The sequence below is a fragment of the Pseudobacter ginsenosidimutans genome, assembly GCF_007970185.1.
Classification (GTDB): domain Bacteria; phylum Bacteroidota; class Bacteroidia; order Chitinophagales; family Chitinophagaceae; genus Pseudobacter; species Pseudobacter ginsenosidimutans.
This window is the reverse complement of record NZ_CP042431.1, coordinates 4,099,189-4,124,182: the sequence shown is the minus strand read 5'-3', so window position 1 is coordinate 4,124,182 and position 24,994 is coordinate 4,099,189. Positions and strand designations below refer to the sequence as shown.

At 46.9% G+C, this 24,994-nt stretch carries 21 protein-coding genes; 6 read left to right on the top strand and 15 right to left on the bottom strand.

The genetic code is table 11. From position 1 onward, the window contains the following. Nucleotides 1-3 precede the first annotated feature (3 nt). The gene (locus FSB84_RS16480) at nucleotides 4-3,201 is read right to left on the bottom strand and encodes a SusC/RagA family TonB-linked outer membrane protein (RefSeq protein WP_130539030.1); all 3,198 of its coding nucleotides are present in this window, start codon (nucleotides 3,199-3,201) and stop codon (nucleotides 4-6) included. Nucleotides 3,202-3,351: 150 nt separating this feature from the next. On the opposite strand from FSB84_RS16480, the gene FSB84_RS16475 reads away from it, so the two are divergent. Both FSB84_RS16475 and FSB84_RS16470 read left to right on the top strand, forming a co-directional pair. After that, nucleotides 3,352-6,450, top strand: coding sequence for a ligand-binding sensor domain-containing protein (locus FSB84_RS16475; RefSeq protein WP_158643955.1), 3,099 nt, complete (start codon nucleotides 3,352-3,354; stop codon nucleotides 6,448-6,450). 19 nt (nucleotides 6,451-6,469) lie between these two features. Further along, nucleotides 6,470-7,258: a response regulator transcription factor gene (locus FSB84_RS16470; RefSeq protein WP_130539028.1), complete on the top strand. Its 789-nt coding sequence runs from the start codon at nucleotides 6,470-6,472 to the stop codon at nucleotides 7,256-7,258. On the opposite strand, the gene FSB84_RS16465 is transcribed toward FSB84_RS16470, so the two are convergent. Continuing rightward, nucleotides 7,253-8,083, bottom strand: a complete 831-nt coding sequence (locus FSB84_RS16465; RefSeq protein WP_130539027.1) for an ion transporter — start codon at nucleotides 8,081-8,083, stop codon at nucleotides 7,253-7,255. The two genes, FSB84_RS16470 and FSB84_RS16465, sit on opposite strands and share 6 nt — an antisense overlap. 101 nt (nucleotides 8,084-8,184) lie before the next feature. On the opposite strand from FSB84_RS16465, the gene FSB84_RS16460 reads away from it, so the two are divergent. Continuing rightward, on the top strand, nucleotides 8,185-8,883 hold the full coding sequence (locus FSB84_RS16460; RefSeq protein ID WP_130539026.1) for a membrane or secreted protein: 699 nt from the start codon (nucleotides 8,185-8,187) through the stop codon (nucleotides 8,881-8,883). A gap of 2 nt (nucleotides 8,884-8,885) precedes the next feature. Here FSB84_RS16460 and FSB84_RS16455 read toward each other — a convergent pair whose 3' ends face one another. Next, nucleotides 8,886-10,349 (bottom strand): hypothetical protein, encoded by a 1,464-nt coding sequence (locus FSB84_RS16455; protein WP_147122225.1) that lies wholly within the window; start codon nucleotides 10,347-10,349, stop codon nucleotides 8,886-8,888. Between the two features lie 2 nt (nucleotides 10,350-10,351). After that, nucleotides 10,352-10,681: a hypothetical protein gene (locus tag FSB84_RS16450; RefSeq protein WP_147122223.1), complete on the bottom strand. Its 330-nt coding sequence runs from the start codon at nucleotides 10,679-10,681 to the stop codon at nucleotides 10,352-10,354. 259 nt (nucleotides 10,682-10,940) lie between these two features. On the opposite strand from FSB84_RS16450, the gene FSB84_RS16445 reads away from it, so the two are divergent. After that, entirely contained in the window at nucleotides 10,941-12,383 is a 1,443-nt protein-coding gene (locus tag FSB84_RS16445) for an alpha-L-fucosidase (RefSeq protein WP_130539024.1), read from the top strand. Between the two features lie 32 nt (nucleotides 12,384-12,415). On the opposite strand, the gene FSB84_RS16440 is transcribed toward FSB84_RS16445, so the two are convergent. Beyond that, nucleotides 12,416-14,089, bottom strand: a complete 1,674-nt coding sequence (locus tag FSB84_RS16440; protein WP_130539023.1) for a carboxypeptidase-like regulatory domain-containing protein — start codon at nucleotides 14,087-14,089, stop codon at nucleotides 12,416-12,418. A gap of 351 nt (nucleotides 14,090-14,440) precedes the next feature. Between FSB84_RS16440 and FSB84_RS16435 the strand changes: the two genes are divergently transcribed. Further along, nucleotides 14,441-15,142, top strand: a complete 702-nt coding sequence (locus tag FSB84_RS16435; protein ID WP_130539022.1) for a DUF4198 domain-containing protein — start codon at nucleotides 14,441-14,443, stop codon at nucleotides 15,140-15,142. 64 nt (nucleotides 15,143-15,206) lie between these two features. Here the strand turns inward: FSB84_RS16435 and FSB84_RS16430 are convergent, their stop codons facing one another. The 7 genes from FSB84_RS16430 to FSB84_RS16400 form a co-directional block, all read right to left on the bottom strand. After that, on the bottom strand, nucleotides 15,207-15,620 hold the full coding sequence (locus FSB84_RS16430) for a DUF3592 domain-containing protein (protein WP_158643954.1): 414 nt from the start codon (nucleotides 15,618-15,620) through the stop codon (nucleotides 15,207-15,209). After that, nucleotides 15,620-15,880 (bottom strand): DUF418 domain-containing protein, encoded by a 261-nt coding sequence (locus FSB84_RS16425; RefSeq protein WP_130539020.1) that lies wholly within the window; start codon nucleotides 15,878-15,880, stop codon nucleotides 15,620-15,622. Before FSB84_RS16425 ends, FSB84_RS16430 begins: the two co-directional genes overlap by 1 nt. A 36-nt stretch (nucleotides 15,881-15,916) precedes the next feature. After that, a complete protein-coding gene (locus FSB84_RS16420; protein ID WP_130539019.1) occupies nucleotides 15,917-16,552 on the bottom strand; it encodes a response regulator transcription factor in 636 nt (211 codons plus the stop codon). A 67-nt stretch (nucleotides 16,553-16,619) separates the two neighbouring features. Continuing rightward, nucleotides 16,620-17,408 carry a sensor histidine kinase gene (locus FSB84_RS16415; protein ID WP_130539018.1) on the bottom strand — a complete coding sequence of 263 codons (789 nt, stop codon included), beginning with the start codon at nucleotides 17,406-17,408 and terminating at the stop codon, nucleotides 16,620-16,622. A 198-nt stretch (nucleotides 17,409-17,606) separates the two neighbouring features. Further along, a complete protein-coding gene (locus FSB84_RS16410; protein WP_130539017.1) occupies nucleotides 17,607-18,503 on the bottom strand; it encodes a tetratricopeptide repeat protein in 897 nt (298 codons plus the stop codon). A 55-nt stretch (nucleotides 18,504-18,558) separates the two neighbouring features. Next, the gene (locus FSB84_RS16405) at nucleotides 18,559-19,122 is read right to left on the bottom strand and encodes a 5'-methylthioadenosine/S-adenosylhomocysteine nucleosidase family protein (RefSeq protein ID WP_130539016.1); all 564 of its coding nucleotides are present in this window, start codon (nucleotides 19,120-19,122) and stop codon (nucleotides 18,559-18,561) included. 170 nt (nucleotides 19,123-19,292) lie between these two features. After that, nucleotides 19,293-19,490 carry a KTSC domain-containing protein gene (locus tag FSB84_RS16400; protein ID WP_158643953.1) on the bottom strand — a complete coding sequence of 66 codons (198 nt, stop codon included), beginning with the start codon at nucleotides 19,488-19,490 and terminating at the stop codon, nucleotides 19,293-19,295. Nucleotides 19,491-19,537: 47 nt separating this feature from the next. On the opposite strand from FSB84_RS16400, the gene FSB84_RS16395 reads away from it, so the two are divergent. After that, on the top strand, nucleotides 19,538-19,804 hold the full coding sequence (locus tag FSB84_RS16395) for a SemiSWEET family sugar transporter (RefSeq protein WP_130539014.1): 267 nt from the start codon (nucleotides 19,538-19,540) through the stop codon (nucleotides 19,802-19,804). Nucleotides 19,805-19,814: 10 nt separating this feature from the next. Here FSB84_RS16395 and FSB84_RS16390 read toward each other — a convergent pair whose 3' ends face one another. The 3 genes from FSB84_RS16390 to FSB84_RS16380 form a co-directional block, all read right to left on the bottom strand. Continuing rightward, complete coding sequence (locus FSB84_RS16390) at nucleotides 19,815-20,471, bottom strand: DUF6766 family protein (protein ID WP_130539013.1); 657 nt, start codon at nucleotides 20,469-20,471, stop codon at nucleotides 19,815-19,817. 185 nt (nucleotides 20,472-20,656) lie between these two features. Further along, complete coding sequence (locus FSB84_RS16385) at nucleotides 20,657-22,939, bottom strand: FAD-dependent oxidoreductase (protein ID WP_130539012.1); 2,283 nt, start codon at nucleotides 22,937-22,939, stop codon at nucleotides 20,657-20,659. A 28-nt stretch (nucleotides 22,940-22,967) separates the two neighbouring features. Beyond that, nucleotides 22,968-24,983 carry a glycoside hydrolase family 2 protein gene (locus FSB84_RS16380; RefSeq protein ID WP_130539011.1) on the bottom strand — a complete coding sequence of 672 codons (2,016 nt, stop codon included), beginning with the start codon at nucleotides 24,981-24,983 and terminating at the stop codon, nucleotides 22,968-22,970. Between the last annotated feature and the right edge of the window lie 11 nt (nucleotides 24,984-24,994).

Sequence of the window (24,994 nt, the reverse complement as noted above, 5' to 3'; positions counted from 1 at the left end):
TGCTTAAAATGAGAGATTGATTCCAATATTGACGACCCTGTTTTGCGGGAACTGCAATCCATTCTCTTCAGTAATTTCCGGATCTACATTGTACTGGTTGAGATTGCTCAGTGTAAACAGGTTATATGTATTGATGTACACGCGTGCCCGCTGCATTTTGAATTTGTTGATCAGGTGACCGGGAACGGTGTAACCAAGCTCGATGGTCCTGGCGCGGAGGTATTTCACATTGTGCGCCCAGAAATCGGAATCGTAATAATTGCTGTGCCCGCCATCGTTGAAACGGTTGGCCGGATATTTTCCAGGGATCCATTTGCTGTTGGGATCGCGCATGTCTTCACGGTGCCAGCGATCCCTGAAGATGGTATTGAGATTACCATCATTCTGGAATGCCCAGCGTGTTTCCCAGCTCTGGTACCAGGTGAATCCGGCAGAACCAGAGAAGTCTGCGTGAAAATCGAATCCATTACAGGCAAAACCGAAATTGAATCCATAGGTGATATTCGGCTGCGTGCCTCTGCCAAAACCGATAGGACGCTGATCATATCCATCGATCTTGTTATCGCCGTTCTGATCCTTGTAAATGAGATCACCGGGCAATAAAGTAGTGTTCCCTTTTCCATCGATGTTCACAGGATGATTATTGATCTCTTCCTGGCTTTTGAATTGTCCGATGGTTTCCAGTCCCCAGTCGATCCGCAGGAAACGGTTTTCCATGCTGCTGCGGTATTGGTCCCATGAGTGGAAGAAAACAGGATTATAGGAAGAAAGGAATTTTCCTCTGGCGTACATGAAATTACCGCCCACGCTGAAGTTCACTTTTCCAATGGCGCCTGTGTAATTGAGTGATACTTCCTGTCCGTATTGCGCATCGCTGTTGATGCTTTCATCCGGCAATGCATAACCGATCTCCAGCGGGACCAGCACATCTACCTTTCGGCCACGGAGCTTGGTGCGCTTGCGGTAGAAATATTCCACAGCGCCCGTGAGCTTTCCATTGAGCAGGGAGAAGTCGAGACCGATATTGGTGATGGCGCTTCTCACCCAGGTGATATTGTCGATGGGTACGCCTTTATCGCGGGTGCCGAGAATTGCCTGTCCATCGAGGATGGCAACGGGCTGATTATAATTGTACCCTTCGATATAAGCGAAAGGTGGAACGATGGGATCGCCGTTCGCTTGTTTATCATCTCCCAATACACCATAGGATGCACGGAGCTTGAGGTCTGTAAGTATGCTCTGATCGCCCAGGATATTCTGTACAAATTTTTCGCCGGTGATCCTCCAGGCGGCAGACACGGAAGGGAAATAACCTACGCGGTTATTGGGTGCAAAGAGATAGGAAGCATCACGCCTGCCGGCCAGGTCGAGATAATATCGGTTATCATATCCGTAGCTGACACGGCCGATATAGCCAATCCGCGCTTCACGATCATCACTGTCCTGGTAAGTATCGGCTGTGTTGAAGTACACCAGTGGCAACACATTGGAGCTGGGTACCGAATGTATCCAGTTGCGGAGCCGCTGGTTCTTGATTCGTTCCGCCACCACGGTAGCGCTGATGCTGTGCAGCCCGAAAGTATTGTTATAGCTGAGTTGTACCTGTGTATTGTAATTCACCTGCTTGATCTGCTCGCGTTCGCGCCAGGGATTGGTGCTTCCGCCGGTGGCGGAGTAGGTATCGTTGTTGGGATCGTAAGTATAGGTTTTGTAAGTATACTCGTGGTTATTGAGCAGATGATCTGCATAGTAGTAAGAGAATATGCCGCTTGCCACAAGACCTTTGACGCCCGGGATCTGGTACTCGGCTGTGAAATTGCTCTGCAGCACCCGCCAGTCGCTCTTGTACTTGCCCGCATATTTTTTATTGAGATAAGCCCAGTTTGTTTCGTTGTGTTTGATATCGTTGAGGAACTCAGGGTTATCATTTGCATAAGGTCTTTCAAGTGGTGTGTTTCGAAGGATGGCGAATCGCGCCAGCCAGTAATCGTCTACATAAGGCACACCGGGATTTTCGCGTGTTTCGATACGGCCATTCACCTGTATGCCAAGTTTGAGGCGGTTGGATATTTTGGCCGTTACGTTCGATTGCATGTTGTTGCGCTCAAAAGTGAATTCACGTCCCAGCACCGAATTCTGGAACAGTCTTGTACCGGAGAGATAGTATTGAATTTTATCTGAACCGCCGGAAGCATTCACGTTCACGGAATATACCGGTGCATTTTTCTTCAGGATGAAATTGCGCCAGTCGAAGCTCTGGTAGCCGCGGTCGGTGCCAGCTTTGTATTTGTCAAGGTCCTCATCTGTAATATTTGTATTACCGTAACGGTTGATCTCCGCTTCTGCGCGATAGAGCATGTATTCGTAGGAATTGGTGAGCACTTCGGGGAAGCTGGTCCAGTTCTGTGTACCGGTATAGGCATCCACATTGAAGGTGTTGCGCGCGCCGAGCTTGCCTTTTTTGGTAGTGACCACCACAACCCCATTGGCGGCACGTACACCGTATACCGCAGCAGACGCATCTTTCAATACGGTAATACTTTCAATGTCATTGGGAGCAAGGTTGTTGAACTGTCCGGCATCCTGCTGAATGCCATCGATTACATACAATGGAGCGCCCATATTGCGGATCTGGATAGTGGCAGAAGAGCCGGGCCTGCCATCGGGCATGCGAAAGCTCACTCCTGGTATTTTCCCCGCTAATCCGCTGCTGACGGTGGATCCGCCATGCACGCGTTCCATGTCTTTGGCTGTGATGGAAGAGATGGCGCCTGTAAGACTTTCCTTCTTTTTGGCTCCGTAACCGATTACAACCACTTCGCCCAGATCGCGCCTGTCGCGCTCCAAAGTGATGTTGAATTCATTTCGGTTGCCAACTTCGGATGTCTGGCTCAGAAAGCCTACGGAGCTGAATACGATGGAATGGTTCCTGTTATGCATCCGGAGGGAGAAGCTGCCGTCGGCAGCAGTGATGGTGGCATTCTTTGTTCCGCTTTCACTCACGGTCACCTGCCCGAGGCCAATCCCCGCACTGTCTTTCACCGATCCTCGTATAATGATGCCTGTTGTATCCTGTGCAGTTACAGGTTGCTGAGCCAGGAAGAAGAATAAGGTTGCCAGTAAGATCCGGCTAACCTGCCAGAATGGAATGGCGGTAGCGTATGCAATTCCCGTACGGGATTGCCACGATAGGATTTTCATACAGCAATCAATTGTTAGTTAAGTAATGGTTGCAAACGTTTACATGATCTTTTTCATCGATAATGTTTATATTTAAATCGTATCGTGAAGTAAGCACTTGTTCCTGTATACGATCATTCCATGCGTATCATTATTTATACAAAATGTTGCATGCTCCTTTGGTTGCTCTGGTTGTTTGATATGAAACCTGCCATATCACAGGACTATTATTTCAGACACTATCAAACGGAGAACGGACTGAGCAATAATTCCATCACCTGCAGCATTCAGGACAAAAATGGATTCCTCTGGTTCGGCACCAAGGAAGGATTGAACCGGTTTGATGGTTATCAGTTCAAACTGTTTCACCTGGACGATGATCACGAACGCACCCTCACCCGCGATCTCATCTTCAGTTTGTTCACAGACCAGCAGGGCACCATGTGGGTGGGCTCCCAGAAAGGATTGTACCGCTACGATGAAAAACAGGAAAAACTCATCAGGTTCTTCAATGATGTATGGGATGTAAGCAATCTCGTTTGCGATAGAAGCGGACAACTCTGGTTCATGAGCGGGCGCACAGTGTGCCGTTATAATTTCAGTAAAAAGCAACTAAAGAAATTTGAAACACAGCTCTATTTCAGTGCAACCACTCTCTGTCTTTCGGAATCGGGTGATATGTGGTTTGCATCGCTGGACGGCGCCCTTCATAGATTCGATACTGCAACGTCTGCATTCCGTCGATATCCCCTCTCCTCTTCAAGCTGGCCTGCGGCCAGTTGTTATATCGAAAGGATTGCGTCTGCGGGTCGGAACTCCATTCTCATCGGCACATCCTGCCAGGGCCTCAAACAATTCGATATCGAAACAGGTTCGTTCAAAGAGATCCTTAAATACAATCCCGACAAAACCACCATCTATGTACGGGATATCCTGAAATATGCGCCCGGAGAATACTGGCTGGCAACTGAGTCCGGCATCTTCATCATGAAGGAAAACGGGGAACAATTGTTCAACCTGAAAAAACGTTTTCTCGATCCCTATTCCATTTCCGACAATGCAGTGTATACACTGTGCAAGGACAGTGAAGGCGGCGTATGGGCAGGAACATTCTTTGGAGGCATCAATTATTATCCGCGTCAATACACGGCTTTTCAGAAATATTATCCCGACCACTCGGAGAATGCCATCAGCGGCAGCGCCGTACGCGAGATCTGTGAAGATGGCTTCGGTAATATCTGGATCGGAACAGAAGATGCAGGCCTCAATAAATTCAACAAACTAACAGGTAAGATCACCCGCTTTCAACCCACAGGGAAGGCCGGCAGCATCTCCTATTACAATATTCACGGGCTGCAGGTGGATGGCCGGTATCTCTGGATCGGCACACATGAACATGGGATCGACAAAATGGATATCCGAACCGGTAAAGTAGTGCGTCATTACGATGCCGGTATCGAGCCCAAAGCCCTGAAGAACAATTTCGGTCTCAGTTTCGTCAAAACCAGATCAGGCGCCATCTACGCCGGAACAGGCAATTACCTCCACCGCTACGATCCTGTAAGCGATGGCTGGGACCGCGAGCCCGCCATCCCCGGTGGCACCAATATTTCCGCATTACTGGAAGACAGCAGACAGACCATCTGGGCAGGCACCCATGGCAGAGGCGTTTTCTATTTTAATCCGGCTACCGGAGAAAATGGAAAACTGGAAAATATACCCGGCAATCACAACAGCTTATCATCAAATGCCATCAACGCTATTTGTGAAGACAGGAATGGCGGGCTGTGGTTTGCCACAGAAGGCGGCGGGCTCTGCGGCCTAAGCCCGGATAAAAAACGATACAACCGCTATACCGTTGCAGACGGCCTTCCCAGTAATTATGTTTTTAAAGTAACGGAAGACAATAACGGGCATCTCTGGATCAGCACCTCCAAAGGTCTGATCAACTTTGATCCCGCCACTGAAAAAATGATCGTATACACAAAAGCCAATGGACTCCTCAACGATCAGTTCAATTACAATTCCGGTTTCAAAGACGCTGATGGAAATATGTACTTCGGAAGCATCAGGGGCATGATCAGATTCCGGCCCGAAACATTCTCCAGGAACAGTTTCATTCCGCCTGTATACATCACAGGGCTGCAGGTACATAACAAGGAACTGAAAGTGGCCAGCGACAGTTCCCCATTGCCACAATCCATCCTTCATACAAAACGAATTGAACTGCCATATGATCAATCCTCCATCAGCATCGATTTTGCCGCACTCAGCTATACCACGCCGGAGATCACTTCATACACTTACAAAATGGAAGGACTGGAGAAGAACTGGACCACCATCCATTCCAATCGCAGGGTTTATTTCACAAATATCCCTCCCGGTGAATATCATTTCAAGGTAAAAGCCGCCATCAATGATGTATGGAGCCCCGGTCTGAAGGAGCTGGAGGTGCGGATCCTTCCTCCATGGTGGCGCACAACATGGGCCTGGCTCGCATATGGATTACTGATAGGCGCACTGGCCTGGTACCTGTTCCAGACCTATCACAAAAGGATCGAAGTGCAAAAAGAGAAAGAGATCTACGAAGCCAAATTCGATTTCTTCACCAACGTAGCGCACGAGATCAAAACGCCACTTACCCTCATCAAAGGCCCAGTGGAGAATTTGATGGAACAAACAGATACCCTGCCACAGATAAAGGAAGATGTGCTGACAATGGACAGGAATACCAACCGCCTGCTCACACTTGTTTCACAGATACTCGATTTCAGGCAGACGGAAACAAAAGGATTCAGCCTGGAATTCGACAAAGTAAACATCAATGAATTACTGGAAGAAAATTATTCCGGTTTTGCGCCACTTGCAAAAAAGAGAAATCTGGAATACAGGATAGAACTTCCAGCCACTCCGGACCAGATCATGGCCGATGAAGAAGCCCTGAACAAGATACTCAGCAACCTGTTCAGCAATGCCATAAAATATGCGGACCATACTGTGCTGGTGAAACGGCTTCCCGTAGAAAAAGAGGACAGCTTTATGCAGATCGAGTTTTCCAATGATGGTCCGCCCATTCCCGCGGACCAGCGCGAAAAGATTTTTGAGCCTTTTTACCGGCTGAAACAGAACACCAGGCAAAAAGGAACAGGCATCGGCCTTACACTGGCCCGTTCCCTGACGGAATTGCACAAAGGGGAATTGTTTTTGCAGGAAAACAACGGAAGCCTCAACATTTTCGTGTTGAAAATACCTTTGAACCATCAATATTAAACCAACTAACTTATCCATTATGAAACCCACCATTCTACTGGTAGACGATGATGAGGAGATCCTGGATTTCCTGGAGCGTATTCTTCAATCCAAATACAGCATTCTCAAAACAACCGCGGCCCGCGAAGGGCTGAATATCCTGGAAGCAGAACCAGTGCATCTCGTGATCAGCGATGTGATGATGCCTGAAATGGACGGCTTTGAATTGTGTAAACTGATCAAATGCAATTTCGAATATTCGCATATCCCCGTGATTCTGCTCACAGCCCGGAACACCATCCAGGCAAAAGTGGAAGGACTTGAACTGGGCGCCGATGCCTATATCGAAAAACCGTTTTCGAAAGAGCACCTGATGGCGCAGATCGCGAGCCTGCTGAACAACCGCGCCATGCTCCGCCAATTCTTCACCAGTTCACCACTGGCGCATGTTCAGAGTATGGCGCATACCAGGGCCGACGAACGTTTCCTGGAATCTTTGAATGAAGCCATCTACAGCCACCTGGAAGAAGAAGACCTCAATGTGGAGCAACTTGCCAGGTTCATGAACATGAGCCGCATTACACTGTACAGGAAAATCAAAGCCGTATCAGAACTGAGCCCGTTGGAATTCATCAGCATCATCCGCTTGAAACGCGCCGCAGAATTACTCGCGGGCGGCGATTACAGGATCTACGAAATTGCAGCGATGGTGGGCTTCAGTTCGCAAAGCAATTTTGCCAGGAATTTTCAACGGCAGTTCAATATGACACCAACAGAATACCAGGCAACCAAATTACAGGAGCGGAAAAAGATCAGGGACGGATCATAGTTTAGCACCACAGAATTTACAGAAGCTCGCATCATGTTCGTGCCCTTCCTTGCCGCAGGATGGACAAGCCCTGTTGTCCTGCCGCTTCGATTTCACGGCCAGCGCCATTTCCGTGGTTACGATACCGGTTGGAACGGCAATGATCCCATACCCAAGCAACATGATGAAACTGGCGATGAATTTACCCAATGGTGTTGCAGGCGCCACATCGCCATAACCTACAGTGGTGATGGTAACGATAGCCCAGTAAATGGATTGCGGAATACTGGTGAAACCATGTTCCGGCCCTTCCACCAGGTAAATGATGGAGCCTAAAATAGTAACGATGGTCAATACAAAAAGAATGAAGATGCTGATCTTTCGCAAACTATTGAGCAATGCAACAGAGAGGAACCGCATTTCAGAGAGGAAATGCACCAGCCTGAAGATCCTGAACACCCGTAACAACCTGAGCGCGCGGAATACGAGCAACGACTGCGCCCCTGCGAATACGATACTAAGGTAACTCGGAATGATGGCCAGCAGATCGATGATGCCAAAACCACTGAAGATATATTTGTATGGTTTTCGTATGCAGATCAACCTTAGAATATATTCAATGGTAAAAACAATGGTAAAGAACCATTCCATTACCGAAAACAATCTGCCGTACAATTGATGCAAATGATCCACACTATCCAAAACAACTACCAGAATGCTGATCAGGATACAGGCCAGCAGGGCAATATCAAAGGCCTTTCCTTCCGGCTTCTCAGACTCGTAAATGATCTCGTGCAATTTCATCTGCCAGTTGCGCGGCGCTTTGTTCTCGTGTTGCGATTTCATAAGAGAGATTTACGCAATAAAAGTAGTTATTATATTATTAGGGTGTTGCAGTCGCCCGCCTCCCCGCTTTTTCTTACATTTAAACAACGAAAATATTGTCAATGAAAAAGATCATCACCTTAGCCTGTTTCCTTTTCTGCGTCATTATCGGCTTTGCACAAATCGATGGCGCCTGGAAACTCTCCGGAAACGGAACCATTGAAGTCACCTGCATCGTTGCAGACAATTACTTCATGCAAACCACATACGACAAAACAAATAAGCTTTTCGTGAATACCCAGGGCGGAACGATCACTGCCGGTAATGATGGAAAGATGCGCGTGACCATCGAATTCAATACGGAAGACAGCAGTAGTGCAGGACAAAGTCATATACTTGATTATAAACTGGAGAACAATGTGCTCACCATCCGGATCAATGGATCCGATAAAGCATGGCAAAGGATCGATGATGGCAAAGGCGAACTATCCGGCAACTGGCGGATCACCGAACGGGAGCAAAATGGAAAAATGAACCCCATGCGTCCCGGACCAAGGAAAACACTGAAGATACTCTCCGGCACCCGCTTTCAATGGGTGGCGATCAATACAGAAACGAAAGAATTCTTCGGCACAGGTGGTGGCACTTACACATTCAACAATGGAAAATATACGGAGAACATCGAATTCTTCTCCCGTGATAATAGTCGTGTAGGCGCTTCCCTCAGCTTCGATGGAAAAGTAGACAACAAGAAATGGCATCACTCAGGCAAGAGCTCCAAAGGCGATCCTATCGCTGAAATATGGACCAGGCAGAATTAGTTTCAGTTCATTTTTTGAAGAAAGGTTTGAAGGGATAAATATTCTGTCCATAATTTCTGATTCAGGGAACTGAGTATACCTAATTCACCACGTGATTGTTGTTTGGCAGCAAATGTTTTGAACAACTGCTCCACTGGTGCTTTTTCAAACTGTTGCCTGGCGCTTTGTAGTGCAGCAGGATCAACAGGTTTCCCCCCAGACTGAAGGTACTTTGCTCTCAGCCTGTAGGCAGGCTCCAGGCATCTTCCTGTTTCATCCAGCAGGAGCTCAAACCTGAATGTACTGCGGAACCATTCCAACTCACGGCGATATGCAGGTTCCCTGACTTTTTGCAGCAATGATTCCAGGTTCACAATCAGTTTTTGCATCCTGGCGCGTTCCTGCAGGTTCAGAGCTCCCCACTGTGGCGTATATGCGTAATATTCGGGCGACAGGCTCCCGCGCTGGCAGGCCAATGTATCCATCTCCACAAAGAATGGTGTAAGCGTATGTGCTGCCAACGGGCCGCAGGTTTCAGTCAGGTATTCAAAATACAATGCAGGAAGCGCAGCCAAATCTCCGGCATCTTTGGCAAAGCGCGCAAAGCTGCGGAGAGTGAAAGCTGTTTCTTTCGTTCTCCAATGGATAGCTGCCACACCCTGCAATCCCTGCCTCCCGGCCAATTGAACATGCTCCTTCATCAATTGCACGCGTGGCTGATAATGCCAGAGCTGGTGATCACCTTCCAGCCAGGGAATAGCCATCACCACCCTGTTTTTTGAAATCTCTGCCAGGAATGCAGGCTGTGGCGATTTCCCCAGATCAGGATTCAAACAACTGAAGGCAATGTCCTTCGGAAGTCCCTTGTTCAGTCCTTTCAATAACAATGGCAATTGATTGCCGCCTCCCCAGCCTCCCAGCATCAGTTTCACATCCGGCGCTTTGCGTTGCAGGTATTCCTTTGCCAGTCGCAGGTATTGCAGGGACCATACGCCGATGAATTTTGTTTTTTCATCAGCTCCTTCGTTTGCAAACAAGGAAATATTTTGATCATAGATGGCGCGGAAAGAGGGTTGCTGTAAAGCACGTGCAGGGTCCACTCCCATGAAAGAATGCTCATTCAACCACAACCAGATCCAATCGACTCCTTTGTAAGTTTCAAGAATATTATCGATGGCAGCATACAGTAATTGAATAGACAAAGGATGCGTCGGGTCCGGGATCATGTTTGCTTCCCCCGGCCAGTAGAATCCGCTTTGGCCGTCCTGGAGTGAAAAGAATTCCGGTGGCAGTACCCCGAACTCGAACCCCATCGCAAACTGCATCCCGCGTTCATGCGCCAGTTGCAGCACCTGCTGCATGAGAGCCTGTGTATTTGTATAGTGTTCTTCGGTTGTTCGTGACAGTATGGAGCAGTCGGCGCCGAATGCTTCCACTCCGGCCGGCAGCTTGAATGCTCCAGCTGTACCAAATGCATAATCCTGCATCTTCATTGGATAATACCCCAGCGGGCAGTAAGCGAGTTATCAAAGGATGCTGCCGGTGTGAGTCCTCTGTATTGCATCTTGATCATCGGCTCTACATAAGTGGCATAGCGTTCGCCCCCTCCGGTGTAATTGTGGAAACCGATAAAATTGATCCCTGCCTTTGCACAGGTATCGAGATATTGCCGGTAATCTTCCAGGTTCCAGGCCGAGGGGCCCGAGAGGAAATTATGCCAGGGCAATACGCCGCGAATAGTAAAACCACTGGTACCTTGTGCTTTTCCTATTAATACAATACAAAACAGTAAAAGGAAACATATACAAAATCTTTTCATAGCAGGTGATCGTTCAATAAGGCAATGAAATTAAGTGGAAAGGCAAAAATGCACTGACACTCTATTGATGAAATCGGATTGTATTTTAACCAAATGAAGGCTTTACAGTCTCAACCGGTAAAACCCTGTTTTGAATCGCAGCATTCCATTACCGGAGCAGCATTTTTCCCTGTCAAAATCATTGAATGATTGGCCAAGATCAGATGATGGCCGCAGCCTGTTAATTGGTTAAGTTGCAGGATATTTGAATCACTCAGTCATGATCAGAATAAAATACCCTCTTCTTCTTTCAGCCCTGCTGGCAGTACAACTGGCCGGCGCTCAATCAGCACCATCGGCAGATGCCAGTAAGGCCGCTCGCATGAAATGGTGGCGGGAAGCCCGTTTCGGTATGTTCATCCACTGGGGCGTATATGCGCAATGGGGCGGCGTTTATCATGGCCATAACCAGGCAAGAGGTGGTGCAGAATGGATCATGAACCGGAGCAAGATCCCCGTTGCTGAATACAAGGAAAGAGCAAAAAGTTTCAATCCGGATAAATACGATCCCGATCTGTGGGTGAAGCTCGCAAAAGATGCCGGGATGAAGTATATCATCATCACCGCCAAACATCACGATGGATTCGCCCTGTTCAATTCAAAAGCAAGCGACTGGGATATCACCGATGCCACTGCTTATGGGAAGGACCTGCTGAAGCCATTGGCGGAAGCCTGTAAAAAATATGGTGTGAAACTCGGCTTCTACTATTCACAGGCGCAGGACTGGGGCAATGCAGGAGGATCTGTGGCCAGAAAAGAAATGCGCGAAGGCTGGCCCAACCCTGACTCGGCTAAAGTGGATGCATACACGAAAGAACACAATGGTCACTGGGATCCCATACAGGAAACAAAATCCTTTGCACAATACATCGATGACGTGGCTGTGCCCCAGGTGAAAGAACTCATGACCAATTACGGAGAGATCGCAGTGCTCTGGTGGGACACGCCCACCAATATGACAGATGAGGCAGCTCTTAAACTGCAGGAACAACTGAAACTGCAACCACAAATCATCACCAACGACAGGCTCAAACGCCCGAATTTTCCCGGGGATACAAAAACACCGGAACAAAAGATCCCCACAATTGCAGAACTGGATGGAAAAGACTGGGAAACCTGCATGACCATGAATGGCAGCTGGGGTTACAAAAGCTGGGACAATAACTGGAAATCCTCCGAAACTCTTGTCAGAAACCTCATCGATATTGCCAGCAAAGGGGGCAATTACCTGCTCAATATCGGCCCCGGGGATGATGGCAGTCTGCCACAGGAAAGCATCCACCGCCTTCAGCAAATAGCCGCCTGGATGAACAGGAACCAGGAAGCCATTCACGCCACCAAAGCCAGCCCAATAGCGCCTTTAAGCTGGGGACGCGTTACCCGGAAAGAGAACGGGAAAAACACTACGCTGTATATTTCAGTATTCGACTGGCCCAAAGATGGAAAACTGAACATCCCCGGTATTAAGAATAAAATAAAATCAGTTACACTGTTGGGAGCTGATCGACTGACATCGTCAAAAAAGGGCGACCTGCTCACCATTACAGTACCCGGCACAGCACCTGATCCCATTGCCACTGTGATCAAACTGGAATTGAAAGGGAAAATGGTAAATGTGAATACAGCGGCAAATGAAAAAATGAAATCAGGAGAACTGGATTAATTACCAGGTATCGCTAATGGCGAGCCATTTCATTATTGTATTCGTTTTACCCGGAAAGTAAAATTAACAGTTTGCGAGCTGGTCGTTTTTGCATTGAAACTTCCCGCAACGTAGCCACCAACCGGTCCATATTCAGTGATATGAACATCACGTGGTCCTGTGACTGTATCGATATTATAAGTATTGGCAATTCCAGAAGGATCCTTATTATAGATTTCGGATTCCATCAATTTGGAAATACTGGTTGTTCCTTTGAATCTGATGAGAGCACCATCATAAGTGTCATTACTCCTGAAACCGGATATGGCAGTAATGGTGTCATCAACATCATATTCATAATTATAGTATATACTTCTGCTGGCGCTGAATACATCGTTTGGTGCATTGTAGGAATACTTTACACCTGCCAGGATATAAGTAAGGAACTCGCCGGCCGGTGTAGTACATGTTGTTAGTTCGCCTGCATCCACGGTTGAGCCCGAGACTGTAACCTGTTTTGCAAAGCCGGCCTGACCAGCCCCATCAAATGCTTTCAATTCAGCAATGGATCCACCGTCATCACACTTGTCCACCACCGCTGAAAAGGTTCCCGATACAATATCCGCGCTGAAATTATGTCCACCCAGATTGATATTCACATAACCGTTAGTAACAGCCGCACCATTACAATCCACCACTGTTCCGGAGAATACAACCTGATCAGCCCCTGAATAAGCGCCTGCTTCCACAACCCCCTGGTCATAATCCTCAGCAAATGCCAATGACGCCAATACGCCCCATTTTCTGCCGCAGGGACTTATGGCATACATAGACATAATTTCCGCGGCGGGAAGTTTGCAAACAAGTGCGCCGGTACTATCCGTGTATGCCTGGCTGTAAATACCTTCTTTTCCATCAGGGATGAAAAGTACTTTAACCCTTGCCAATGGTGCCCCTGCTTTTTTCAATATCGCTTTATATGTGACGGGATTCCGGTCAACTGCACTGGTCCAGTAAGAAAAATGAGTTGCCTGAAAAACATAATTCTGTCCTTGCTTTGTAGCCACTCCTTCCTGTTTCCAAAACCTGCTGGTATCATTGAAACTCCACACAGGAATGGTTGCCGGCGCAACTGCAGATGACATATCAGCAATCGGCATTGTTACTGTGGCTGGTGTGCCATTGGCTAACTGAAGTTTCTCACCCCCGCTACCCAACAACTCCACTGCCAGCATTCCAACAGGCAGCAATGCAGCCTGCTGCTGATTGGTTCTGATCCCGCGAAGTGCTCCGGGCATTTCATTGCTGTAATCATCCAGCACAGGGTTGATAAAGTAAGCATTTACCATTACAGTACCGGTATACGCAGTATTTCCCGCGGCAACAACTATACTATTTGCTGCGAAACTTATTTGACCACCATTATCCGGCACAACTACCTGTCCGCCGGATGCTGCATTGAAACTGCCTGCCAGGTTCTTTTTGATCAGTTTAATGCTTACAAAATGTTTACCTCCTGCAGTTGCCATAAACATTCGGCCACTGGTAAAGAACCCATTCTTCTCTACCTTGATAAATGCCGCATTCTTATCCAGGCTGATATTGATAAAAGTGAACTCTCCGTTATTATCTGTGGTAGTTGTGGCGGCTCCTGCACTGATAGCAGCTCCTGTTACAGGCATTGATTGATCGTCCAGTATCCGGCCCCTAACTGTAGTATTGATCATTTCAATCAGCGAAGCACCAGGAGGATTCTCTGGATCCGGACCTTCTGTATCGGGATTATTTTCTATTTTCTGACATGCGAGGAAAAAGACAAACAGTCAACAAACCAACACCCAGACCACTCAATAAGGTTGATTTCATAAGAAAAGTTTAAAGGATGACTAAGTAGGAAAACCGTATAGACATATACAAAAGAACTGTGGCTGGTCCAGTTTCAAAATTAACAAAAACTTTCTACTTAATTCCCGGCAGTTTCCGTTTTGCGTAAACAGTAATTCCCAATCCGGCTCCCTGCAATCCATCCCGACCTGCAACTTTGCACACATACTAAAACCAATCTTCATTCAACCACCATGAAAAAGATAACAATCAGTCTGGCCCTGGTCCTTATTGCATTTGCAGCCTCGGCACACGCGCTCTGGATCGAAACCGAAGCAAAAGGGAACAAGAGCAAGGCACACCATGTACGGGTATACCTGGGAGAGTTCTCCGACAATGAAAGGGATTCTGTGGCCAATTGGTTCAGCAATATGAAAGACATCGAGCTTTTTGTTACCGATCCGGCAGGCAACCGGCAGAAGATCACATTGAAGGATGCAGGGAACCATTACCTGGGAGAATTCACCCCATCCTCAGATGGCAACTATACCCTGTCTGTTGCACACACTGTGGCCGATGTATACAATGAAGGAAAAATAGAATATTATGCAACAGCTTCCGTGAATGTGGGAAAAGCTTCAGCATCATCACTGGCCAAATCCACTTTTTTGTCCGTAGTTCCTGTTGCTGCCGGCAAACTGGCATCTCCATTGGATCTCCAGGTATTCATGGAAGGTCAGCCCGTAGCAAAAACCAAGGTAATGGTTGCTTCACCTGACGGCTGGGAGAAGACCATGTACAGCAATGAAGAAGGAAAAGTGGTTTGCAGGCCCGTGCAATCCGGTACACATATGCTGGAAGCCGTGAAGGTCCTGAAAACCCCTGGCACCCATAACGGAAAATCATACAAGTCTGTTACACACCTGGTAACACACTGTGTTCAGGTGAACAAATAAACTTTATCATCATCAGTCAAAACAGAAAATGCATCAACCGCGTTGGTGCATTTTTCTTTTCGTATTACAACTGCCCTGCACCCACCATTTCATATAGTTTATACGTCATGAACAATACAGCAATTGCGATGATGATAACAAACACAAAGATCACAGGAGATCCCCACGCTCCTTTCACCGTACTCCTTTTTGGATTATTCCGCAGGTAGTAAATATCCAGTACATCACCTGCGGCATAAACAGCCGGTCCGGTAGTAAGTATGCCCGTGTATCTTTTTCCATCTTCCGCATGGAAAAAATAGGAAACGATATCCTGTTGCGGGCTACGCAAGGTTCTTCGGATATTGTAAATCGTTCCTTTGGCTTTCAGTCCTGTTGTCAGCATTTTCTTCACCAGTCTTTTCTTATACAGTACAATGGCCAGCGGCAGAAAGCCGAACAGTGCTATACCTATCAGTAAAAAATGTATTCCACTCATTACCCTTTTTCTTTTTTTATCAGAGATAGTAATCGTCCGTAAGTGAGTATTCTCCAGATCCATTCAAGCGGACCGAAACTGAAAAACCGGAACCAGGAGTTGCTGATCAATACCTGAAACGTATAAATGGCAATGATCATGGGAATAAAAACAGCAGGCCCCACTTTGCCACCCAGTCCCCAACCTATTCCATGAAAGATCATTACGCAAATCACGCTTTGAGAAATATAATTGGTCAGCGCCATTCTTCCGGCAGGCATCAGCCAATGCTAAAGGCTGAAGGAGAATGAATTATTTCAGACCAGTCTGTCGCGGATAGCTTTTGAAACTGCTTCTGTACCGGAATTTACATGCAGTTTCGCATAGATATTCCTGATATGCGACTTCACTGTATCCATGGCAATGCCTGAAGCAGCAGCGATCATTTTATAGCTTTTTCCGCTTACGAGCATTTGCAATATTTCTTTTTCCCTTTGTGTAAGCTGATAATCCACAGCAACGGTGGGATGCAGATGATCGCGGAAAAGTTCCAGCATCCGCCTGGCCACTCCTGGCGTCATGGGTGAACCACCCGACTCCACTTCGCTTAACGCTTCCAGGTAAGCCTCCGGCGATGTTGTTTTCAGGATATAACCCGAAGCCCCTGCACAAATGGCATTGAAAATATAATTATCGTCAAAGAAAGCTGTTTGTATCAGGATATGAACGGAAGGGAAATGTTGCCTGATCAGGCGGGTAGCTTCAATGCCGTTCATGCCCGGCATTTCGATATCCATCAGCGCTATATCGCAGGGAGTACCGTCCAGCTTATTCAGCAGGTCATTACAATCAGAGAAGGATCCCACACAGGAAAATCCTTCAGCGGCCCCAAGCAAAACCTCCAGGGTATTTCGCAAATGTTTATTATCCTCGAATATGACAACGCGTATCAAGTGTATTTTTTTACAAATTTGAAATGCTTCCCAACTTCTGCAATAGCGAAATAGGGTTACCCGGCCATTATAGCGGAATGCGGCTGATCACTCTGGTTCCGGAACCGGCAACGGAACTGATGATGGTCTCGCCTCCCAACTCCTTTGACCTGTTCATCATATTGTTCAGTCCGCTTCCCTTTTTGATCTTTTCAGGATCGAAACCAATGCCATCATCTGAGACCACCAGTTCTACAGAATGATCTTTCTTTGAAATCTGCACACTGATATTTTCCGTGTTGGCATATTTCAGGGCATTGTTCACTGCTTCCTTGAAGATCAGGTATAAAGCCTTTTTCTGTGGCATGCTTAATTTTATTTGTTGTAAAGCATCCCTATCGAAATGCCCATTGATATTTCTACTATTGCACATTTCAAATAGAAACCGTTGCATCCGTTCCTGCAGGTCCTGGCCATCTTCACTCCTGGGTTTGATCATCCAAACGATATCTCCCATCCTGTCCATCGTTTCTTTGGAATAACTGGTTACTTTATGCAGCATTTCCTGTTGTGAGGCAGTACTTGTTTTCCCGGAAGAAGCCATTTCGCTCAACATGTAAATACTACTGAGTGAACTGCCCACTTCATCATGCAGATCGGCCGCAATGCTGTTGCGCAATTCCATCTCCTTCATTTGCTGACGGAGACGCTGACGGCTCCTGATGAGGAAGATGCCCGCAATAGCAAGTCCCATCAGCGTCAGAGCCCCAATGATGATGATCCGCTGACGGAACAGGCGCTGTTCCTGCAATTGCCTGTCTTTATTCAACAACGCTATTTCATTATTCTTCTCTTCCACTTTGAAGGCTGTTTGCATGGATGCGATCTCCTCATCATATTTCTGCCTGGCCAGTGAATCACCGAGCTGTTTGCTTTTCAGCAGGTATTCATATGCGCCGGCATGATTACCCTGGCGCGAATAGGCTTCAGAAATGATCTCCGCTGCGGTATGCTGCTCTTCCAGTAATCCCTCATTACGGAAAATTTCTAACGCCTGCGATGCCGCCTGAACAGACTACGCGTATTTTGCCTGCTTCAGATAGATCTGTCCCAAATAATTATAGGCAATTCCTTTCTGTACATCATTGTTGAGCTGTGTTGCATATTCCATGGCCTTTGTTGCACTTTGTTCAGCTTTATCGTATTGTTCAGCCCGGGTATAAGCATCACTCTTATTTCCGTAGTACATGGAAAGATTCAACTGGTCGTTGATGTCCATCGCCAACCGGATCGCACTATCAAAATTCTCTACTGCCGCAGCATATTCCTTTGTGTTCTTGTACACATTTCCAATATTGTTCAGGATGATGGCAGACATTCTTTTGTTACCGGCCTCATTGTATAATTTGCCGGCTCTTTCATAGTAATCGCGGCTTTCATTGAACCTGTCCTGCAGGAAGTAAACCGATCCGATGGTTTGCAGGATGCGGGCCCTGCGATCATTGTTATTTGCCAGTTCCGCATAATGAAGCGCTGTATCGCAATCGATGAGTGATTGTTTGAGATGGCGGAATTGCATATGCATATCCGCCCGGTTGAGGAATGCCAGCGCCAGGCGGTTCGGCTCTCCCACTTTTTTAGACCAGATGATGGCCGTGTCTATATACAGGAGCCCTGAGTCCAGTTTTGAACCGCTGCTGAAGGCAGCTGAGAGGTTCAGGTAACAACCGGCCACGCCTTTGTGGTATCCCAATTGTTTTCCCAGCTGCACGCCTGCCTTCCCGAAGGCTATAGCTTTTTCAGGATCGGTATTCAGTACTGATCCCGCAAGCATCCGGTACAGTATCACTTTATTGGTATCTTCTTTTGCTTTGCTGAGCTCTGAAAGGAGGGAATCGATCCTGATCTGTTGCGCATGAACTGCTACAAGCAGTAAAGAAAAAGCAGCCTGGAGACATAGAATTTTCCTCATCTCCCAATTTAGAAATCTTTAAATAAAATTCAAAGCAGGCCTGAAAAAAAGCGTTTTATCCGAGCAGCAGATCACTGAATGCCGCAGCAGCGCGGTGTACGTGAACAGACCAGTCTTCAGGAGCCGCACCATCAGCGCCGTCGGATATATATTTCAGGCAGAGAAAAGGAATAGCTTCCCTTTGTGCGATCATGGCCAGTGGAAAAGCTTCCATATCTACAAGGTTATAAGCGGTGGTAGCGTGGTTCATTTCAAAACTATCGCCTGTACCACAGATCCCTTCGGGAATTCCTTCTAATTTCAATCCATGGTCCAGAACGGGGGGCATACCGGAGAATGGCGTTTCATACAAAGCGAAGCCCAATCCTCTTACATCCATATCCCGCTGAACAAAACTGGTGCAGCATATCAATTCTCCCCTGTTGAAATGATTGCTGCCGGCAGATCCGAGATTCACGATGAGTTTGGGTCTGAGCTGATAGATCGATCTGGTAAGACTGAATGCTGCATTCACTTTTCCTATTCCAGTGACCAGTTTATTCACGCCATTGAAATGATCACCGGCTTCAGCTTCCAGGGCAAATACGAACAATGTTTCTTCCAGGGAGAATCGGTTCATCAGTATACGGGTCCATTTTTCCATTACGCGAAATAATGAAAAAAGGATTATCCCGCAAAAGCCTGAATTATGGCTGATTGGGTGGGAACCGCCCCAACCGGTTCATTGCCATTAAAGGCGCCCAGGAAGAGTTTCACATGGCATATGGTTTGAGCCTATGCGAATCATATCTATTGAATTTTGGAAAAGGAGAATTTGCCATTTACATGCAGATTATAGAATACTCCCTTCTCCCTGTATCTTTTGAATTCCTCCACAACCTGTTTCGGAACCCGGTAATACAGGTACCTGCTTCCTGAAACGAATTGTATCAGGAGGGTTTGAGCTGTTTCATCATAACTGAAAGATGCGATAACAGTTGAGGGCATAACCAACATTTTCGCTAATTCAGGAATAAAATAAATGCCACACCTTCATGGACATTACACAAATAACTGGTATAGCAGCCAGCGTGGGAACAGGACTTTACCTGCTTCCCCAATTAGTTAAACTATTTAAAGAAAAGAAGGCGGAGCAATTATCTATTGGCATGATGGCAGTGCTGCTGGTCGGCCTTATCCTTTGGATACTTTATGGAATCCAGAAAAAAGATATGATCATTATCATCTCGAATGCAGTATCACTGGGGTTGAATATCGCGATCATTGCCCTGACAATAAAATACAGCAGGAAAACTCATTAGCCGAACCAATTCATTCTCCTGTTTCATCATCGGGGGCATCAACAGGCTTGGATTGCGGAGATCCCTTCTGTCTCAGAAAAACAGACAACACTACAATTGCAAAAACCGACAGGAACTCACTTTGCCAGTTCTGGAAAGACTCAAACCAGAAACGGCTTTCAGTAATATACTTACTCATTGATTCCGGAGGCAATCCTTTCCCCGCCAGGTGTTCATTCTCATCCTTAAGGCTTCCATAAAGATGCAAAGTAAAAGACAGGATGAATAATACCAGCAACGCGATACTCAGTGAATGTTTATAGAGCGCCAGTATCCAACCTCCTTTTCTCACCGGCCAGGGAGCGCCTTCGCGGTTGGGATCTGGTTCTCTGTCCACTTCTTCATCTCCCTCGAATGTTTTGGATTCTGAAGAGCCTTTCTGATAGAGGAAAATAGTCAGTATAACAAACAATGCCATTTGCAGGAATTCGCTTTCCCAGTTTTCAAAGGTGGCCTGAATGAAATGACCGGAATGGAGATATTCACCGGCGCTCAGCGGAACTTCTCCATCTTCGGTCCTGTCTTTATTGTGTTCGCTCATACCTGTAAAGAACTGTCCGGCGATGGCTAGCAGGAATAATAACAGGAAAACCACCGATAAACTATTGTTCCGGATAAATTTTATCATCGTGGCTTTTTCCCGGATCACTAAAATTCACATACCATGTGAAATGAAAAAGGATAATACGAAACTAAGTCTGGAAGCGGATTAGCCACAAACTGTTATGTATAGGAAAGTCCACAAACACATCGCAGGCACCTTTGCAATTGCTCATCAGGAAATAAAAACTTCCGGGCAGGGAAAGCCCATGATCAATAGCATCTTACCGAAAAGACCGCCGCAGGGACATCTGCAGAAGGATGCTCCACTTCAATGATCAGTTTACCTGTCACTACAGGTTGATTTAGTTTGATAGCATTATGTGTTTGGTAATTGTCATTTTTCTCTGCAATCACATTCCCTTTTTCATCTTTGATTCGATAATTCCTTACACAAAAAGGCATTGCTGTTTCAGGATGATGCATCAGTACCGATTCCATGGGATGATCATAATCGGCATCGAAAAAAAGATCGATCTGATTGATGGTTTGGGGCTCTTTCCAACTGATGGTCAATTGAGGATGGGGATCATTCCAGTCCGCCACCCAGGCATTGGGTTGCCAGGTAGGTCTGTCGATGCCATTGCGAATATTCTCTGCTCCGAACAGGTTTATTCCAGCCGGGTATTTGAAAGCAATATTATGCCCTTCGGGTCTTCGTTGCGGGCACCAGAATTCGAATGTGTCCATACCGATATGTTCCGGAGGCGTTTGTTTTCCATAATTAGACACAGCCTTGTTCACGGTATTGAAAACAGACAGCACACCAGTTAACCTCTTTCGGCTATGATGCAATTTCACTTTTGGATTTTTCATGATGGTGAGGAATGCATATCCTGCCTCCTTCATCTCTGCATCGAAATCCAGCTGCAAGCAGTTGCGACCGGGATGGACCGGCAATATCTTTCTGCCGATTGTGATATCTGGTGTATGGTTGCCAGCTTTGCTGCTCACACGCAATTCAAATTCAAGATTCGTTTCCTCTTCAGCATCAACATGCAAAACAAAGTTTTCTATTATTCCAGCTTTCAGGGGAACCATCTGAGCGAGTGAGAGCTCCAGTGTCTTCAGGAATCCACTCTCCGGCAATTCTTTCAACTCAAGTTCGCTGGAAGCTCTGATCACGGCAGATGATAATTTATCTGATTCATCGGCCAGGATCATTCCCGGGATATACTGACCGGTTTTCAATAATCTTTTTTGCAGCGTTTCGATATGTCCTTCCCGAATGATAGCAGCGGGTAGTATATTTTTTTCTTTACAAAGAGCAGCGGACATTCCTACAGCCTGAGACACATAAGCCGCCGTGGCCATTACGCGCGTTGATCCGAAAGCAACATGTGAAGCGCTGATGTTGCGACCCGCCAGGAAAAGGTTTTTGATATTCTTACTGTACAAACTGCGGTAAGGGATCTGATAAATACCTTTTGAATGCCATTGGTTGCAGCCCGGCTTCTCACTGAATACACCATCCGCAGGATGCAGATCGATACTCCAGCCGCCAAATGCCACAGCATCCTCATGCGTGCGTTGCCCAACAATGTCCTGTTGCACCAGCATGTAATCGCCTTCAAACCTGCGACTCTCCCTTTTCCCGGGAATTGTGCCCACCCATTCGAGCGTAAGATTAGCGGCTTCCGGAAATTTGCCAGAGTTTTTTATATAATTCCAAACACCATAGATGACCTTCCAGAGTTCCCATTTGATCTGCTCGGTATCGTGTACAGTATCTAACCTTCCGCCATACTCGATCCACCACAATTTACATCCGAAATCATGCGCATTGAAAGTTTTGAATCTCGGGATCTTCGTGATATCGTTCAGCGCAAAGGCAGGCGGAATGAAGTTGACAGGCCTGCCTGTATCCTTGCTATAAAAATATAAGGTATGTCCCAGCAGTTCACCATATTCTTTGGATGGCGCAAATTTTTCTCCGAACTCATCCATGCTTTCTGCTCCCATGCGGAAGGCAGCACCTGCCAGAAATCCTACTACGCCATCTCCGGATGCATCGCAATATAAGGGAGCTGATAAAATGTACTCCGTCTGGTTCTGACTGCAAAACGCTTTCAGCGATTGAATGGTATCAGCATCTTTCTTTTCAACTTCATATACGGCAGTATTCAGCAATAAGGTGATATTGGGTTCGCTTACCACTTTATCCAGCAGTATCATGTCCAGTATTACAGGATTCCCTTCCGGATTCCGATAAGTATTCTCCACGAGTATCTCATCTACCACACCGCCTTCCCGTGCCCACCGGTTGTTATTGCCCATATGTGAAGTGGCGCCCAATATCCATAAGCGTACTTCACTGCTGCAATTACCACCAAGCACAGGCCTGTCCTGCACCAGTACAACTTTACATCCCTGGCGCGCTGCCGTGATAGCGCCGCACACACCGGAGAGACCTCCACCTGTCACAATCAGATCGGCCTTCAATTCCCGGTTCACAAATGAACGTTTGCCTCCTGCACTGTTTGTATCTACTTTCATCCTGAACAATTAAGAATATTGAATAAGGTTACGGTTTGAAAATTTTATTGATCACCACAAAGCCACCAGGCTTGATAATGGAAATCGATAATCCATTTTTATCTTTTGCGGAAACCGGTAAAGTCAGCTGCTGACGTTCGCCGGGCTTCAGCGTCTTTAGTTCGATCACTGTTGTGCCGTATTGCAAGCGGTAATTACGAAGTGTGCAGGATGGAAAGTCTGCGCGCGACTGCACATCGATGATCATTTGGTCATCCTTCCATTGCACAGCCTGCAGAACCACCGGAGCGAATTCCTCCTGCATGATTTGATAAGTACCGCGTAATTGCCGCTCCGGCGTAACGAGGCCCCAGGCTCGATATCCATCTGCATCAGTGCCGGGATAACGGCTCTGGTAATCATTGAAACTCCAAACAGAGGCGCCACTCACAAAATCGAATTGCCTGATCTCCTGCAATGCTTTTTTGAAATATGCGATGCGCTCGTCCTCAGTTTTATTTTTCGTGGCGCGGATCCCGAATTCGCTGATGTAAACAGGCTTATCAGGATAGAGCTCATGGATACGCTGCAAAATCTTCTGGTGATTCCCATAAATATTTGCGCTGATAAAATCTACATACCGGGAAGCTTCATCTTCCGGCTGCTTCACATAATCCCTCCAAACATTGAAACTGGCAAAGGTGATCAGTCGTGTTGAATCGATGGATCTCACATAATCACGCATATCCTTCACCCAGGCCTGCCCTTCCGGTGTTTGAGACTGGAACTCGTTACCAAGACTGTAAGCAATGATGCAGGGGTGGTTCCAGTCGCGCTCCATCATTTCGCGGAGTTGCGATTTATATTTTTCACGCATGAGCGGATCAGCCATCTGTTGTGGCGTCATCTGCCAGTTGCCTGCTTCTGCAATGATGAACAAACCATGCTGATCGGCCCAATGGAGCATCGCTTCCGAAACAGGATAATGACTGATACGGGAAAATTCCATATTGCCCTCCTTGATCAGCTGCATATCTTTTTCCAGTATTTCCTGTGGATCGAGAGAACCAAAACCGGGATAATCTAGCGGCCTGTTGCAGCCACCTCTGCGAATGGCCTCACCATTCACTAAGAGTTTTACACCTTCTACTTTTATAGTGCGGATCCCGAATGAAGTGGAAAATGTATCCCTGCCTGCCATCACTTTTGCTTTGTACAGATGCGGCTCATCGGGCTGCCAGTATTTCACAAGGGTTGCGGGCAATTCTCCTTCCAGCACAACAGTTCCCTCCGCATTTTCTTTCAGGGTAACAACTACCGGCTTGAAACGGATATTACAAGGCTTCCCTTCAAAATCAACGCTGGCAGTAACAGGCATGGAGACCGGTTGCTGTGAAAGATTGCTGACAAAAGTTTTGATGCGGATCCTTGCATTTCCTTTTGCCTGCCCGGCATTTGTTATCACCTGCAGGTTTTGAATGAATACATCAGGACGAATGACCAATTGCACAGGCCTGGTGATGCCGCCATAGTTCATCCAGGCATACAACTGCGAATGATCAGTTCTGGTAAATGTATTGGTGGTCTTGGCGCCGGGGATGGTAGTGGTATCCCATTCATTGTTCACCGATAATGTCAGTACATTTTTCGCCTGCAACAAACTGGTCACCTCCATTTCAAAAGGCGTATAGCCTCCCTCGTGATTACCTGCCAGCTTGCCATTCAGCCAAACAGATGTTTTGTAGAATACCGCATCGAAACGAAGAAAGACCCTGTAACCCGCAGGCAGTACAGGCCCGGCGAATTTCCTGAAATACCAGGCTGTGCCGGTGAACATCGCATAACGTTCGTCTACCGAAAAACAATGCGGCACCGTTACTTTATCAAATCCTGTTGTTACGAAACCGGTATCAAACCAATGGCTTCTTTCTCCTGTTTTCACGGGGTCCAATGCAAAGAGCCATTCCCCATCCAATGAAATGGATGCGGCATTGCGGACCTGCTGCGCCATCATCGATGACGAAAAAAACAGGAATAGCAAATATGGAATGAATAGGTTGCGCATACAGGAGGATC

What these genes read in the sequence shown, in the direction of transcription:
- FSB84_RS16430 (WP_158643954.1), bottom strand. Translation starts at nt 15,620, where the DNA reads ATGAGTGGAATACATTTTTTACTGATAGGTATAGCACTGTTCGGCTTT.
- FSB84_RS16440 (WP_130539023.1), bottom strand. Translation starts at nt 14,089, where the DNA reads ATGATCAATACTACAGTTAGGGGCCGGATACTGGACGATCAATCAATG.
- FSB84_RS16465 (WP_130539027.1), bottom strand. Translation starts at nt 8,083, where the DNA reads ATGAAATCGCAACACGAGAACAAAGCGCCGCGCAACTGGCAGATGAAA.
- FSB84_RS16410 (WP_130539017.1), bottom strand. Translation starts at nt 18,503, where the DNA reads ATGAGGAAAATTCTATGTCTCCAGGCTGCTTTTTCTTTACTGCTTGTA.
- FSB84_RS16405 (WP_130539016.1), bottom strand. Translation starts at nt 19,122, where the DNA reads ATGAACCGATTCTCCCTGGAAGAAACATTGTTCGTATTTGCCCTGGAA.
- FSB84_RS16445 (WP_130539024.1), top strand. Translation starts at nt 10,941, where the DNA reads ATGATCAGAATAAAATACCCTCTTCTTCTTTCAGCCCTGCTGGCAGTA.
- FSB84_RS16380 (WP_130539011.1), bottom strand. Translation starts at nt 24,983, where the DNA reads ATGCGCAACCTATTCATTCCATATTTGCTATTCCTGTTTTTTTCGTCA.
- FSB84_RS16450 (WP_147122223.1), bottom strand. Translation starts at nt 10,681, where the DNA reads ATGAAAAGATTTTGTATATGTTTCCTTTTACTGTTTTGTATTGTATTA.
- FSB84_RS16455 (WP_147122225.1), bottom strand. Translation starts at nt 10,349, where the DNA reads ATGCAGGATTATGCATTTGGTACAGCTGGAGCATTCAAGCTGCCGGCC.
- FSB84_RS16395 (WP_130539014.1), top strand. Translation starts at nt 19,538, where the DNA reads ATGGACATTACACAAATAACTGGTATAGCAGCCAGCGTGGGAACAGGA.
- FSB84_RS16480 (WP_130539030.1), bottom strand. Translation starts at nt 3,201, where the DNA reads ATGAAAATCCTATCGTGGCAATCCCGTACGGGAATTGCATACGCTACC.
- FSB84_RS16390 (WP_130539013.1), bottom strand. Translation starts at nt 20,471, where the DNA reads ATGATAAAATTTATCCGGAACAATAGTTTATCGGTGGTTTTCCTGTTA.
- FSB84_RS16470 (WP_130539028.1), top strand. Translation starts at nt 6,470, where the DNA reads ATGAAACCCACCATTCTACTGGTAGACGATGATGAGGAGATCCTGGAT.
- FSB84_RS16475 (WP_158643955.1), top strand. Translation starts at nt 3,352, where the DNA reads ATGCTCCTTTGGTTGCTCTGGTTGTTTGATATGAAACCTGCCATATCA.
- FSB84_RS16400 (WP_158643953.1), bottom strand. Translation starts at nt 19,490, where the DNA reads ATGCCCTCAACTGTTATCGCATCTTTCAGTTATGATGAAACAGCTCAA.
- FSB84_RS16385 (WP_130539012.1), bottom strand. Translation starts at nt 22,939, where the DNA reads ATGAAAGTAGATACAAACAGTGCAGGAGGCAAACGTTCATTTGTGAAC.
- FSB84_RS16415 (WP_130539018.1), bottom strand. Translation starts at nt 17,408, where the DNA reads ATGCAAACAGCCTTCAAAGTGGAAGAGAAGAATAATGAAATAGCGTTG.
- FSB84_RS16435 (WP_130539022.1), top strand. Translation starts at nt 14,441, where the DNA reads ATGAAAAAGATAACAATCAGTCTGGCCCTGGTCCTTATTGCATTTGCA.
- FSB84_RS16460 (WP_130539026.1), top strand. Translation starts at nt 8,185, where the DNA reads ATGAAAAAGATCATCACCTTAGCCTGTTTCCTTTTCTGCGTCATTATC.
- FSB84_RS16425 (WP_130539020.1), bottom strand. Translation starts at nt 15,880, where the DNA reads ATGCCTGCCGGAAGAATGGCGCTGACCAATTATATTTCTCAAAGCGTG.